Source organism: Salirhabdus sp. Marseille-P4669 (assembly GCF_900240405.1).
Classification (GTDB): domain Bacteria; phylum Bacillota; class Bacilli; order Bacillales; family Alkalibacillaceae; genus OEQK01.
The window spans coordinates 90378-105747 of sequence record NZ_OEQK01000005.1; the positions used below are offsets into that span (position 1 = coordinate 90378).

At 36.8% G+C, this 15370-nt stretch carries 14 protein-coding genes; all 14 read left to right on the top strand.

Going from position 1 to position 15370, the window contains the following annotated elements:
* Positions 1–46: 46 nt before the first annotated feature.
* The 14 genes from C1A05_RS10930 to C1A05_RS10995 all read left to right on the top strand — a co-directional run bounded on the left by C1A05_RS10930 (position 47) and on the right by C1A05_RS10995 (position 15281).
* Positions 47–1579, top strand: a complete 1533-nt coding sequence (locus tag C1A05_RS10930; RefSeq protein ID WP_102028277.1) for an ABC transporter ATP-binding protein — start codon at positions 47–49, stop codon at positions 1577–1579.
* Entirely contained in the window at positions 1576–2625 is a 1050-nt protein-coding gene (locus C1A05_RS10935) for an ABC transporter permease (RefSeq protein WP_102028278.1), read from the top strand. The genes C1A05_RS10930 and C1A05_RS10935 overlap by 4 nt, the downstream gene beginning before the upstream one ends.
* Positions 2626–3579 carry an ABC transporter permease gene (locus tag C1A05_RS10940; protein ID WP_102028279.1) on the top strand — a complete coding sequence of 318 codons (954 nt, stop codon included), beginning with the start codon at positions 2626–2628 and terminating at the stop codon, positions 3577–3579.
* A 248-nt stretch (positions 3580–3827) separates the two neighbouring features.
* On the top strand, positions 3828–5111 hold the full coding sequence (gene yfmF / locus C1A05_RS10945) for an EF-P 5-aminopentanol modification-associated protein YfmF (protein WP_102028280.1): 1284 nt from the start codon (positions 3828–3830) through the stop codon (positions 5109–5111).
* On the top strand, positions 5108–6397 hold the full coding sequence (yfmH, locus tag C1A05_RS10950; protein ID WP_102028281.1) for an EF-P 5-aminopentanol modification-associated protein YfmH: 1290 nt from the start codon (positions 5108–5110) through the stop codon (positions 6395–6397). Before yfmF ends, yfmH begins: the two co-directional genes overlap by 4 nt.
* An 11-nt stretch (positions 6398–6408) precedes the next feature.
* Positions 6409–7128: an elongation factor P 5-aminopentanone reductase gene (gene ymfI, locus C1A05_RS10955; RefSeq protein WP_200816491.1), complete on the top strand. Its 720-nt coding sequence runs from the start codon at positions 6409–6411 to the stop codon at positions 7126–7128.
* 89 nt (positions 7129–7217) lie between these two features.
* Positions 7218–7478, top strand: a complete 261-nt coding sequence (locus C1A05_RS10960; protein WP_102028282.1) for a DUF3243 domain-containing protein — start codon at positions 7218–7220, stop codon at positions 7476–7478.
* Positions 7479–7654: 176 nt separating this feature from the next.
* Positions 7655–8449, top strand: a complete 795-nt coding sequence (locus C1A05_RS10965) for a DUF3388 domain-containing protein (RefSeq protein ID WP_102028283.1) — start codon at positions 7655–7657, stop codon at positions 8447–8449.
* A gap of 17 nt (positions 8450–8466) precedes the next feature.
* Positions 8467–9387, top strand: coding sequence for a helix-turn-helix domain-containing protein (locus C1A05_RS10970; RefSeq protein ID WP_159462058.1), 921 nt, complete (start codon positions 8467–8469; stop codon positions 9385–9387).
* A gap of 125 nt (positions 9388–9512) precedes the next feature.
* Positions 9513–10091, top strand: a complete 579-nt coding sequence (gene pgsA / locus C1A05_RS10975; RefSeq protein WP_102028285.1) for a CDP-diacylglycerol--glycerol-3-phosphate 3-phosphatidyltransferase — start codon at positions 9513–9515, stop codon at positions 10089–10091.
* Entirely contained in the window at positions 10088–11338 is a 1251-nt protein-coding gene (locus C1A05_RS10980; RefSeq protein WP_102028286.1) for a competence/damage-inducible protein A, read from the top strand. The genes pgsA and C1A05_RS10980 overlap by 4 nt, the downstream gene beginning before the upstream one ends.
* A 166-nt stretch (positions 11339–11504) precedes the next feature.
* A complete protein-coding gene (gene recA, locus C1A05_RS10985; RefSeq protein WP_102028287.1) occupies positions 11505–12545 on the top strand; it encodes a recombinase RecA in 1041 nt (346 codons plus the stop codon).
* A 255-nt stretch (positions 12546–12800) separates the two neighbouring features.
* Positions 12801–14369 carry a ribonuclease Y gene (gene rny, locus C1A05_RS10990; RefSeq protein WP_102028288.1) on the top strand — a complete coding sequence of 523 codons (1569 nt, stop codon included), beginning with the start codon at positions 12801–12803 and terminating at the stop codon, positions 14367–14369.
* Between the two features lie 114 nt (positions 14370–14483).
* Positions 14484–15281, top strand: coding sequence for a TIGR00282 family metallophosphoesterase (locus C1A05_RS10995; protein ID WP_102028289.1), 798 nt, complete (start codon positions 14484–14486; stop codon positions 15279–15281).
* Positions 15282–15370: the final 89 nt, after the last annotated feature.

Consider the following 15370-nt stretch of genomic DNA (forward strand, 5'->3'; position numbering starts at 1 on the left):
CAATTTTATTTATTTTTTTGAGAGATGGTTTAAGGGGGGAGTCTAATTGGATTACGTTATAGAAATGCTTAACATACGAAAAGAATTTCCTGGAATCGTTGCAAATGATAATATAACCCTTCAGTTAAAGAAGGGAGAAATTCATGCCTTACTAGGGGAAAATGGTGCAGGGAAATCCACGTTAATGAACGTTTTATTTGGACTTTATCAACCTGAAAAGGGAGAAATCCGCGTAAAAGGTGAAAAAGTTATGATTACCGACCCAAACAAGGCGAACGAACTTGGGATAGGTATGGTGCATCAGCATTTTATGCTTGTAGAAAATTTTACGGTAACACAAAATATTATTTTAGGTAGTGAGCCGAAAACAAAAACGGGCAAAATTGATATTAAAAAAGCTGAAAAAGAGATACAACAACTATCTGATAACTATGGATTAAAAGTGGATCCCACTGCAAAGATTAGTGATATATCCGTAGGAATGCAGCAAAGAGTTGAAATTTTAAAAACCTTGTATCGTGGAGCAGATGTGCTTATTTTTGATGAACCGACAGCGGTACTTACCCCGCAAGAGATCCATGAGTTAATTGAAATCATGCGTTCTTTGATAAAAGAAGGTAAATCGATTATTCTAATCACGCACAAGCTTAAAGAAATTATGGAAGTATGTGACCGATGCACCGTTATTCGTAAAGGTAGAGGGATTGGTACGGTTAACGTTTCCGAAACAAATCCAAATGAATTAGCATCGTTAATGGTAGGTCGGGAAGTTAACTTTAAGACAGAAAAGGAAAATGCGAATCCTAAGGAACCTGTTCTTGAAATTCGTAACTTAGTTGTAAAAGATGCTAGAAAAGTAGAAGCGGTAAAAGGATTAGAATTAGATGTCAGAGCAGGAGAAATTGTTGGGATTGCTGGTGTTGATGGTAATGGTCAAACTGAATTAATTGAAGCCATCACAGGTTTAACAAAATCGGATTCTGGTTCTATTAAACTACGAGGTAAAGAAATTCGTAATCTTTCACCAAGAAAGGTTACGGAAAGTGGTTTAGGCCATATTCCACAGGATCGACACAAATATGGATTGGTTCTAGATTATTCCATTGGGGAAAACATGGTCCTACAAACCTATTATAAAAAGCCGTTTTCAAAAGGTATTGTATTAAAGCATAATGAAATTTTTGATAAGGCAAGATCCCTAATTCAAGAATTTGACGTGCGTACGCCAAGTGAATATACAAAGGCACGTGCATTATCTGGAGGAAATCAGCAAAAGGCAATTATTGCTCGTGAAGTCGATCGTTCTCCTGATCTACTAATTGCGGCTCAGCCTACTAGGGGATTGGATGTTGGTGCAATTGAGTTTATTCACAAAAAGTTGATTGAAGAGCGTGATAAGGGGAAGGCTATTCTTTTAGTTTCCTTTGAATTAGATGAGGTCCTAGATGTGAGTGACCGAATTGCTGTAATGTTTGATGGTAAAATTGTAGCCAATGTGGATCCAAAAGAAACAAATGAGCAAGAATTAGGTTTACTTATGGCTGGAAGTAACGCAGCAAAGGTAGGTGATAAGGCATGACATCCAATAATAAGCTGTTTGCTATATTAGTTCCAGTTATTTCTGTTTTACTAGGCTTACTAGCTGGTGGAATTATCATGTTATCATTTGGTTATAGTCCAATAGAAGGGTATGCTGCCCTTTGGAATGGTGCTTTTGGTGATGCCTATACAATTGGGGAAACAATTAGACGTACAACACCATATATTTTAACAGGACTAGCAATTGCATTTGCTTTTCGCTCTGGACTGTTTAATATTGGTGCAGAAGGACAAGTAATTGTAGGTTGGCTTGCAGCGGTTTGGGTTGGTTTAGCAGTGGATGCTCCAATGTATATCCATTTACCGTTAGCATTAATTGCTGCAGCGGTTGCAGGTGGTCTTTGGGGCTTTATTCCAGGGATTTTAAAGGCTAAATTAGGAGTACATGAAGTTATTGTAACGATTATGATGAACTATATCGCTCTTCATGTTGTGAATGCTATTATACGTGATGTACTAACAGATCATTCTACAACAACAGAACATATCAGTGGTTCTGCATCCCTAGCTTCTGAGTGGTTAGCGAGTATTACGTACTTCTCTCGTGTCCATTACGGATTCATTGTAGCAATTCTAGCTGCTATTTTAATGTGGTTTATCATACAACGAACCACAGTTGGTTATGAGTTAAAGTCTGTAGGTTTTAACCAACATGCTTCAAAATATGCTGGTATGAACGTAAGTAAAAACATTATGTTGTCCATGATTATCGCTGGTGGATTTGCTGGGTTAGCTGGTGCGATGGAAGGTTTAGGAACGTATGGAACCATATCTGTCATGTCTGGGTGGACAAACCTAGGTTTTGATGGAATCGCAGTTGCTTTAATTGGGGCAAATAACCCATTTGGTGTTATTTTAGCGGCTTTCCTTTTTGGTGCCTTGAAAGAAGGGGCAAGAGAAATGCCTACAGCGGCAGGTATTCCTACCGAACTTGTTGATATTATCATTGCATTAATTATTTTCTTTGTTGCTTCCAGCTATATTATTCGCTGGGCATTGACTCGCTTTAAAAAGGAGGGGAAATAAATGGTTGAAGCTTTACAATCAATAATTCCAACTGTGTTATTCTTTTCAGCTCCTTTAATTTTTACAGCACTTGGCGGTGTATTTAGTGAAAGATCTGGTGTTGTTAACATTGGCTTAGAAGGTTTAATGGTAATGGGTGCCTTTGTAGGTATTGTATTTAATTTAACCTTCGCGGATGTGTTTGGCGCGGCAACACCTTGGATTTCGATTCTTGTAGCAGGTCTTATTGGTGGTGTATTTTCGACACTTCACGCTGTTGCATCTGTTTCATTTCGTGCAGATCAAGTTGTTAGTGGGGTTGCGATTAACTTTTTAGCTCTAGGTATTGGTGTGTTTTTAACAAAGCAATGGTATGGAAAAGGCCAAACAGACATGGTTACAGAGCCATTCTTTAGAACAGATATACCATTACTTTCAGACATTCCCGTTATCGGACCAATGTTCTTTAAAGGGATTTATATCACTTCTTATGTTGCCATTCTTGTTGCAATAATCTCTTGGTACGTTCTATATAAAACAGCTTTCGGTTTACGTTTACGAGCAGTTGGTGAACATCCAATGGCTGCAGACACAAATGGGATTAATGTTTCAAAAATGCGCTATATTGCAGTAATCTTGTCTGGGGTATTAGGTGGTTTAGGTGGTTCCGTATTTGCTTTAACAATTGTATCCAACTTTTCACATTCTACCATCGTTGGACAAGGTTTTATGGCATTAGCTGCCGTTATCTTTGGTAAATGGCATCCTCTAGGAGCAATGGGAGCTGCCTTGTTCTTTGGATTTGCCCAAAGTTTAACAGTTGTTAGTGGAAGTATTCCATTCTTGGAGCATGTACCAGAAGTATTCTTGTTAATAGCACCATATGTGTTAACCATTCTGGCACTTGCTGGCTTTATCGGTCGTGCTGAAGCGCCAAAAGCGAATGGAGAACCATATATAAAAGGTAGTCGATGATTTATACAATGCTGTCTCATTATGATGGGACAGCATTTTTATATGGATTTAGACTTTCTTCGTGTATGCTTCCATTCTGTAAAATGGCATTAGGAGTCTTTCACAATGCTTGAAGGTAATTTTTCTTATGGAAAACTATTCTTCTATAAGGATAAATTTAGCAGTTTCATGATATGCTATGGTAAGATGTTTATTTTATTTTAGAAGCTGTAAATACTTGCGGCTTTTTGATTTAGGAGGTAGAACGAGTGTCAGAGTTGAATGAACAAATTATCGAACAAAATGGGTATTACTTACACATAATTCCAACGAAAAAATTTAAAACGAATGTATTATTAATTCGCTTTTTAGCTCCTCTCGAAAAGGAAACAGCTACAAAACGAGCACTCCTTCCTTTCGTATTACAAAAGGGTACAAAAAATTTTCCTAGCGAACGTCAATTACGTACAAAACTCGACGAATTATATGGAGCAAAGTTAAATATGGATTGTTCTAAAAAAGGCGAAAATCATTTAATTACTATCCAAATTAGCTTTGTAAATGAGAAATTTCTCCCTACCGATGAACAGATTATGGCAGATGTCCTATCACTTGTTAAAGAATTGCTTTTAGAGCCTAATGGTGAAAATGGTTCCTTTAAAAAAGAGATTGTAGAGAGAGAAAAAGATACATTACGTCAAAAAATCCAATCAATAAAAGATCAAAAAATGAGTTATGCCAATATGCGATTAATCGATGAAATGTGTAAGGGTGAACCCTTTGAAACGCATGTTCACGGTTATTTAGAAGATTTAGATGAGATTAATGAGAAAAATTTATATGAGACATTCCAAGCAATGTTAAACGATGATCGGATGGATATCTATGTGTTAGGAGATATTGATGCCAATCAAGTAGAAACATCTATTCAAAAGCATGTAAACTTTAGAAGAAATCGTAAACATGAGGCAACAAATGTGAAGGCTAATAAAGAAGTCAAGGATTATAACGAGGTAATTGAAGCCGAAAAAGTACAACAAGGTAAATTACATATTGGTTTCCGCACCAATACCACTTTTAGTGATGATGATTACTATGTACTGCAAGTGTTTAATGGTTTATTTGGTGGATTTCCACATTCTAAATTGTTTATGAATGTTAGAGAGAAGCATCAATTAGCCTATTATGCATCTTCACGTATTGAAAGTCATAAGGGCTTGCTTCTTGTATTTAGTGGTATTGCACCCTCTGTATTCCAAAAGGCAAAAGAAATTATTATGGAACAGTGGAATGAAATGAAACAAGGTAATTTTACAGATGAACAGGTTGAGGAAACAAAACGATTAACGATTCATCAATTAAAGGAAACGTTCGATCATCCTGTAGGCATCATAGAGCTTATGTATCATCAAGTGATTGGAAATAAATCGATTACACCAAATGAAATGTTTGAAGCAATTGAACAGGTTAAGAAAGAAGACCTTATTCAATTGGCGGAAAAAATGGAGCTTGATACTATTTATTTCTTAACAAGTGAAGGTGAAGAGCAGTGAAGACCATTAATTTAGAGCAAATTCAAGAAACATTGTATTACAAACAATTGGATAATGGATTAGACGTCTATTTGTTGCCACGGGCTGAAATGGAAAAAACATATGGCATTTTTGCAACGAAATATGGTTCCATTGACCAGACATTTACTCCAATTGGGAAAGATGACTTTGTTACGGTTCCAGATGGGATTGCACATTTTTTAGAGCATAAAATGTTTGAAAAGGAAGATGGGGATGTTTTTCAGCAATTTACGAAGCAAGGGGCATCCGCCAATGCCTATACTTCCTTTACTCGAACAGCTTATCTATTTTCATCGACTACGAACGTGATGGAAAATATGACAACTCTACTGGATTTTGTTCAAGAGCCATACTTTACGGAGGAGACCGTAGAAAAGGAAAAAGGAATCATTGGTCAAGAAATTAAAATGTACGATGATCAACCAGATTGGCGCCTGTTTTTCGGTGCAATTGGATCCATGTATAAAAATCACCCGGTAAAAATTGATATTGCTGGAACAGTAGAGTCCATTCAAGAAATTACGAAGGACGATTTATATACGTGCTACGAAACATTTTATCATCCATCCAACATGATTTTGTTTGTTACAGGTGCGTTCGATCCGAAAGAAATGCTTGATCATATTGTTCAAAATCAACTTAAGAAGACATTCCGGAAAGCGGATGAAATCAATCGATCCTTCCCGGAAGAACCAATGGAAGTAGCAAAAAAAGAAGATCAACTTCGAATGCCAGTTTCCATATCAAAATGTTTAGTTGGAATAAAGGGTGATCCGACGCAGCTCAATCAAGAAGCTTTACCAAAAGTAAAGCTTGTAACGCAGATGGTATTGGATTACTTTTTCTCGAAAAGTGGGGAGTACTTTGAGGAGCTCTATAACGATGGCCTTATTGAAGGGGATCTGAGCTATGAGATGCACATAGAGCAAAACTTTGCCTTCTCGTTAGTAGGTGGGGATACGAAAGACCCAGAAAAATTGTCCAATAGGTTAAAGCAGATGTTATTAAATATTAAAAATGAATCGATTGCTGAGGAAAGTTTTGACGCGATGAAGCGAAAACGATTAGGTGAATTAATTCGTTCGCTAAACTCCTTAGAGTCTACTGCAAATCAATTCATTGACTATTATCAATTAAACTTAAACTTATTTGATGTTTATGAAACATTACAAAATATGACCAAACAAGAGTTTGATGAGGTTGTTTCTAATTGGATAAGCGAAGAGAGAATTAGTACATTTTCCATTGTCCCAAATCATGAATAGAAGGTGAAAATGTGGAGAGGAAAATATGTTTAATTACAGGGGCGAGTGGTGATATTGGGGAAGCCATTACGAAGGCCGTTCTTCATGATGGGTGGCAAGTCATTCTCCACTGTAATCAAAATATAGCAAAAGTTAGGGAAATGACAAAGCATTTTCCAGAAGAATCTGTTTTAAGTATTATTCAATCGGATCTTTCTAGTGAAGCTGGGATTCAATTACTGTTGGATTCACTTGCATTTTCTGTGGATGCATTCGTGCACGCTAGTGGGACAGCGTTATATGGTCTATTCCAGGAAACATCCGATCAACAGATGCACGATATGTTTTATTTGCATGTCTATGCACCATGGAAAATTAGTAAAGAAATACTTCCTAATATGGTGAGAAAACAACAAGGGCATATTGTTGTTATTAGCTCGATTTGGGGAGAGGTTGGTGCTAGTAACGAGGTAATCTATTCATCAGTGAAAGGTGCCCAAAATAGTTTTGTAAAGGCACTTTCTAAGGAAGTAGCATTTTCGAATATTAATGTGAATGCGGTTAGCCCAGGATTCATTAACACGAAAATGAATGGTCACCTAAGTGGAAGTGAACGTGACGAGCTTTTGGATAGTATACCAGCAGGAAGAGCAGGTGCTCCAGAAGATGTTGCAGAACTAGTGTCGTTCCTAATCAGTTCAAAAGCAAGCTATATAAATGGCCAAGTTGTAAGTGTTAATGGCGGTTGGTAATGCCGAATTAGAAAATGTTTTCAACTATGCATAATCTTATTCGTCCAGTCCAAACTAACTCATGATAGTTATATCAAGGAGGAATGTTCATGTCCGTATTAGATAACTTTGAATCATGGAAGGACTTTTTAGGAGATAAGATGCACAATGCCGAAGGGCAAGGTCTTACACAACAAGCAATTTCGAATCTTGCTTTTGAAGTTGGGGATTACTTAGCGACTAAAGTGGAGCCACGTAATGAACAAGAAGCAATCTTGCGTGATTTATGGAATGTAGCATCAAATGAAGAAAAACATGCTATCGCAAGCATGATGGTAAAACTTGTTCAAAATGAAGGCAACACGCATTAAACAAGAGGGAGAAATTCCCCTCTTGTTTTTCGTTGTGGTTAATCGGTTTTGTCATTTGCATAATTTTTGGTTTTTTGTAGAAATTAATGCTAATATTTCCTTTAATAATAGGTAAAAATCCTTTATTATTATAATTATAGATCGTATTAGGGTATGCCCTTTAGGAGAGTGGGGAAATGGAGAAACGGAAAGAATGGTATTTTGAATACGAAATTGAGCATAATCGCCCTGGATTATTAGGAGATATATCCTCTCTTTTAGGAATGCTACTCATCAATATTGTAACCATTAATGGGGTAGAGGATTCTAGACGTGGGTTACTTTTGCTTTGTAAAGAAAAGGAACAAATTGATCGTCTGAAATCAATATTAGACACAATGGAAACGATTAAAGTAACAAAATTACGTCGCCCCAAACTCCGCGATCGACTTGCGGTCAGACATGGACGTTATATTCAAAGCGACGTGGATGATAAAAAAACGTTTCGTTTTGTGCGCGATGAGCTTGGACTACTCGTTGACTTTATGGCTGAGTTATACAAAAAGAAAGGTCATAAACTAATTGGAATTCGCGGTATGCCCCGTGTCGGCAAAACGGAATCGATTGTTGCTGCAAGTGTTTGTGCGAATAAGCGCTGGCTTTTTGTTTCCAGTACGCTATTAAAACAAACGGTAAGAAGCCAATTGATAAAAGACGAATATGATGAAAGTAATTTGTTTATTATAGATGGAATTGTTTCAACAAAAAGAGCAAATGAAAAGCATTGGCAATTAGTAAGAGAAGTAATGCGTATGCCGTCAATTAAAGTCGTAGAACATCCGGATATATTTGTGCAGCATACAGAATATACATTAGATGATTTTGATTACATTATTGAATTACGTAGTAACGAAGACGAAGAAATAACTTATCAAGCAATGGAAAAACCGATGTTTTCAAAAGATGATGGTTTTTCAATGTTTGATTTTTAGGATGGACGGTGTTAAGGGTGGAACTAGGAGAAAAACTGAAAGATGCTAGAGAACAAAGTGGGCTGTCATTATATGATGTGCAGGAAAAGACGAAAATACAGAAACGATACTTAGAAGCAATTGAAGAGGGCAATTTTACGATTTTACCTGGGAGTTTTTATACGCGAGCTTTTATACGTGAATTTGCTTTAGTTGTTGGTTTAAATCCTGATGTATTATTAGAAGAACATGCAGCAGATTTGCCAACGACCAAAGAGGAAGATTTTGAAAGATTATCGCGGGTACAAAAACATAGTAAGCCAGGTAATTCGAGCAAAAACTCTGCAATTTTCTCCGTCATTCCTAAAATACTGACAGCCGCACTCATTATTGGCATTATTGCTGTTGTATGGTATTTTCTACAAAAAGAGGTGGACCCTGAAAATGAAGGTCCGGTCGATGAGACGAATGAAGTAGAATTTGAGAGAAATGCAGAAGCATTAGAAGAAGGAAATGCACAAATGAATGAAGATAATGCAAATGAGGATGAACCAGCTCCTGAAGAAGGAGTGGAAGAAGAACCAGAAGAACAATCGGAGCCTGAGGAAGAGCCTGAACCAACTACGAAATTAACATTAGTTGATCAAGATGATAGTGGCACGCCATCTTCCGTTTTTGAAGTGACGAAGCCAGAGGAGCTCGTTATTAAGGTAGAAACAGAGAATAACAGTTGGCTAGATATAAAAAATGCGGATGGTGATGTATTTTATAGTAAAAACTTTACGAAGGACGATTCTCCCGCTGAGTTTGAACTAACGGAGGAAAATGAGATTATTTTAAATATTGGTCGTTCTGTAGATATTACTGTTACCGTTAATGGTGTTCCTATTGAATATCCATTTGATGAAACGAAGGCAGAAAATTATCATCAAGTAGTAACGTTGAAAGTGGTTGAGTAGTGGTAGCCATTATCGTTTTAACATAAAGAGTCATCGTGTATTGCTCGATGACTCTTTATTTTATGTGAAGAAAACGATATATTTAAATGAGTAAATGCAATTAATGTTTATTGGAGGGTACAAACATGAATATACCAAATCGAATTACTGTATCTAGAATTTTACTTATTCCATTTTTTATTCTTTTGTTAGCAATTCCTTTTGAATGGGGAGAAATACAGATTGGAGAAGAAGTCCTACCAGTTTCACATTTAGCAGCTGCTATTCTCTTCATCATTGCTTCTACTACAGACTGGATTGATGGATATTATGCAAGAAAACATAATTTGGTAACAAACCTAGGGAAATTTTTAGATCCGTTAGCAGATAAATTATTAGTGTCTGCAGCCTTTATTTTACTAGTGGAGATGGGATTAGCACCGGCATGGGTCGTAATTGTTATTATAAGTCGTGAGTTTGCAGTAACAGGTCTAAGACTTGTCGCTGCAGGTGAAGGTGTTGTACTAGCGGCTAGTAATATGGGAAAATTAAAAACCTGGATTCAAATTATCGCAATCTCTGTATTATTACTACATAACTTCCCGTTTTCGTATTTAGATTTCCCATTTGACACCATTGCATTATATGCCGCATTAATCATTACGGTTGTATCAGGGCTAGATTATTTCATTAAAAATTGGCATGTAATGAGGGATTCTAAATGAGTAGAGAAGTAAATGCTGAAATCGTTTCCGTTGGCTCCGAATTGCTGCTTGGCCAAATCGCAAATACGAACGCACAATGGATTTCAGAACAACTTGCTCAAATTGGAGTAAATGTATTTTTCCATCATACAGTTGGGGATAATTTTTCTAGGCTGGAATCAGTGATGAGATTAGCAGAACAGCGATCTCATTTAGTAATTGTAACTGGTGGCCTAGGTCCTACTGATGATGATTTAACTAGAGACGTAGCTAAAGAGGTATTAAACCAACAATTAGTTATAAATGAAACCGTACTAGAAAAGGTCCAACATTATTTTTCGAAGAATCACATTGTCATGACAGAAAACAATCGCAAACAAGCATTAGTGTTTCAAGGTGGAGAAGTATTTCTAAACGAAGTGGGAATGGCTCCAGGAATACTTGTTAAGAAGGGGGACACCATTTGGGTATTTTTGCCTGGAGTCCCACGAGAAATGAAAAGTTTAATGACAAAGAGTGTTCTTCCATACTTAGTAAACTATTATAAGTTAGATCAAATTATTCAATCTAAAGTGTTAAAATTTATCGGAATTGGTGAATCCATTTTAGAAGATAAATTAAAAGACATTATTCGAAGCCAAACCAACCCAACTATTGCTCCATTGGCAGGGGAAGGGGAAGTAACCTTACGCCTAACAGCAAAGGCAAACAATACCGAAATAGCATCCCAACTAATAAGCAAAGTAGAAGAAAAAATAGTAGAGAGGGTTGGAGCATTTTGTTACGGTAAGGATCAAGAAACCATTGAACAAAGGGTACTCACTCTGTTACAAGAAAAAAATAGGAGCCTTGCTTCAGCAGAAAGCTTAACAGGTGGGAAATTCATTGAAAAATTAATTGCGATTCCTGGTGCTTCATCTCATGTAGCCGGCTCTATCGTCAGTTACCAAGAGGAAACAAAAGTAAATGTTTTACAAGTTTCAAAAAGCATAATAGAGCAGTATGGAACAGTTAGTAGTGAATGTGCAAAAGCAATGGCAGCTCAAATCCAAGCATTAATGAACACTTCTGTAGGAATAAGTTTTACTGGGAATGCTGGACCAGACGCGAGTGAAGATAAGCCTGTTGGAAAAGTTTTTATCGGTGTCAAAGTAGCAAATAAAGAAGCCGAAGTTTATGAGTTTCAATTTAACGGTAACCGTGATACAATACGAAATCGCGCAGTCAAAAAAGGATTTGAAATTTTATATAATTTATTAAAAAATTAATTTTACTATTATATTTATACTGGAAAAGAGCCATTTTCTATATTAATAATGATGTTTTACCTAAAAATTGCCGGCTAAAAAACCGAATAAATGTTCTACTTTTTTGTTGGCAAAAGAATAAAAAAGAGGTATGATAGTAGTAGATTGAAAAAGGGAGGAAACTCGTGTGAGCGAACGTAAACAAGCGTTGGATATGGCGCTAAGACAAATAGAAAAGCAATTTGGTAAAGGATCTATTATGAAACTTGGGGAGAATACAGATCAAAATGTATCTACAGTTTCGAGTGGATCTCTAGCATTAGATATAGCATTAGGTGTAGGTGGTTATCCAAGAGGTCGTATTATTGAAATATATGGACCTGAATCTTCAGGTAAAACAACTGTTGCGCTTCACGCGATCGCAGAAGCACAACGTAAAGGTGGACAAGCGGCATTTATTGATGCAGAGCATGCACTTGATCCACAATATGCACGTAAATTAGGAGTAGATATTGAAGAACTTCTATTATCACAGCCAGACACTGGGGAACAAGCTCTAGAGATTGCAGAGGCATTAGTACGAAGTGGTGCCATTGATATTATCGTTATTGACTCCGTTGCTGCGCTTGTTCCAAAAGCAGAAATTGAAGGCGATATGGGTGATGCTCATGTTGGTTTACAAGCACGTTTAATGTCTCAAGCATTGCGTAAATTATCTGGGGCCATTAACAAATCAAAAACAATTGCTGTATTTATCAACCAAATTCGTGAAAAAGTAGGGGTTATGTTTGGAAATCCTGAAACAACTCCTGGTGGACGCGCATTGAAGTTCTATTCTTCTGTTCGTTTAGAAGTTAGAAGAGCGGAAACATTAAAGCAAGGTAACGATATGGTAGGGAATAGAACTAGAATCAAAGTAGTTAAAAACAAGGTTGCTCCTCCATTTAAGCAAGCGGAAGTGGATATTATGTACGGTGAAGGAATATCAAAAGAGGGTGAACTGTTAGATATTGGGGCAGATCTAGACATCGTTCAAAAGAGTGGGGCATGGTATTCATACAATGATGAAAAACTAGGTCAAGGAAGAGAAAATTCTAAGATCTTTTTACGTGAAAATCCGGAAGTAATGGAAGTCATTCAAAATGAAGTGCGTAAACACTATGATTTTGAAGGTACAAAAGATTCAGAAGGAAAAGCGAGTGAAGAGCAAGAAGTACTTGATGTATAAAAAGTATAATTAATAAAAAAGGTATCTATTATGTGTCATGTTTAATGAAAAATCGACATATAGTAGATACCTTTAAAAGTATAATGGGCATAATCTGATAATTCCTTGACAATAATTTTTTACAAGCTTAAAATTAGTATGTATAATTTTATTTTTATTTCAACTATAACTTTGAAATGAATGTTATGAAAATTGTAAATTTGTACATGCCGACTGTATTTAAGTACGAGCATTACAGCAAGAGGAGGTGAACAAATGGAAGTCAGTTTACTCATCCTTATCATCTCCGCTTTGCTTGCCTTGATTGTCGGTTTGTTTGTTGGTTATTTAATTCGCAAGTCAATTGCAGAAGCCAAAATTTCGAGTGCTGAAGAATTGGCAAAACAAATTGTCGAAGAAGGTCGGAGAAATGCAGAAGCCGCTAAACGTGAGGCGCTATTAGAGGCTAAAGATGAAAATCACCGTCTGCGTCAAGAAACAGATAATGAACTTCGTGAAAGACGAATGGAAGTAAAAAGCCAGGAAACTCGTCTTTTACAAAGAGAAGAAAACTTGGACAGAAAAAGTGAAACGCTAGATAAGCGCGAGCTCATGTTAGAAAGAAAAGAAGCGTCACTTGCTGAAAAACAACAACAAATTCAAGAGATGGAAAGCAAAGTGGAAGAATTAGTTAAGGAACAGCAAGCTGAGCTTGAACGCATTTCAGGTTATACATCTGACCAAGCTAAACAAATTATTTTAGAGCGTGTTGAAAAAGATGTGACACACGAAACGGCCATGATACTAAGAGAAGCTGAGAACCGTGCTAAAGAAGAGGCAGATAAAAAGGCAAAAAATATTTTATCACTTGCCCTACAACGCTGTGCAGCTGACCATGTAGCTGAGACGACTGTATCTGTAGTAAATTTACCAAATGATGAAATGAAGGGTAGAATCATCGGTAGAGAAGGACGGAATATCCGCGCAATTGAAACACTTACAGGAATTGATCTTATCATTGATGACACACCTGAAGCGGTTATTTTATCCGGTTTTGACCCGATAAGAAGAGAGACTGCCCGACTTGCACTTGAAAAACTTGTTCAGGATGGACGTATACATCCTGCAAGAATCGAGGAAATGGTTGAAAAATCTCGTCGTGAGGTAGATGAATACATTCGTGAAATTGGTGAACAATCTACTTTTGAAGTAGGTGTGCATGGATTACATCCAGATTTAATCAAAATACTAGGTCGACTAAAATACCGTACAAGCTATGGTCAAAATGTATTAAAACATTCAATGGAAGTCGCGTATTTAGCTGGCTTGTTAGCAGCGGAGCTAGGTGAAGATGAACGTTTAGCACGTCGAGCTGGATTACTTCATGATATTGGTAAAGCAATAGACCATGAAGTGGAAGGAAGCCATGTAGAAATCGGTAAGGAGCTTGCTCAGAAATATAAAGAACATCCTGTCGTGATCAATGCAATTGCATCCCACCACGGCGATGAAGAGCCAACTTCAATTATTTCAGTATTAGTAGCAGCTGCCGATGCACTTTCTGCTGCACGTCCTGGAGCTCGAAGCGAAACGTTAGAAAACTACATCAAGCGCTTAGAAAAACTAGAGGAAATTTCCGATTCTTATGAGGGTGTAGAAAAGTCTTATGCAATACAAGCAGGTAGAGAAATCCGAATTATGGTCAAGCCTGATGAAATTGATGATGACAAATCCATTATTCTTGCAAGAGATATTCGGAAAAAGATTGAAGATGAATTAGATTATCCTGGACATATAAAAGTTACTGTCATTAGGGAAACGAGAGCAGTCGAATATGCTAAATAAGCGATCCATATACGGATCGCTTATTTTTGTATTCACTTTTGACAATCACCTAGTTCTATGTGACACTATCAATGGATAAAACCTAATAACTATGCAATAGAGAGGACCTCGAAGATGAAAATACTTTTTATAGGTGATGTAGTTGGTTCACCTGGAAGAGACATGCTGAAGGAAAATCTACCAAAGCTAAAAAACAAATATAATCCAAATATAACGATTGTAAATGGAGAAAATGCTGCACATGGTAAAGGAATTACGGAAAAGATTTATCGTCAGTTTTTAGAATGGGGGGCTAATGTCATTACATTAGGTAACCATGCATGGGATAAAAAGGAGATATTTGAGTTTATTGATGATGCCCCACATATGATTAGACCGGCAAACTTTCCTAAAGGAACCCCAGGGAAGGGAATGACTTTTTTTAAAGCAGGTAAACATGAGCTTGCTGTAATAAACGCACAAGGTCGGACATTTTTACCACCATTAGATGATCCATTTCGCATTTTAGATGAATTAGTGGTAGAAGCAAAAAAAAGAACACCTTTTGTATTTGTAGACTTTCATGCAGAAGCAACGAGTGAAAAGCAAGCGATTGGTTGGTATTTAGATGGTAGAGTAGGTAGTGTTGTAGGAACGCATACACATGTTCAAACAGCCGATGAACGAATCTTACCAAAGGGTACAGCTTATATTTCGGATGTAGGGATGACTGGTCCTTATGATGGTATTTTAGGAGTGCAGAAAGAAAATGTTATTAAGAGATTTTTAACAAACTTACCTGTACGATTTGAAGTACCTTCAGAAGGCAGGGCACAGCTTTCTGGTGTGATTATTGATTTAGATGATTCTACTGGTTTAGCAAAAAATATATCACGTATTTTAATCAATGATGATCACCCATTTTTCTCATAATACGAAACTAGATACTGTATGATTCAGTATCTAGTTTTTTTACATATATTTATTACAGTTCTTATAGCGCTATTCTATGGAAATATATC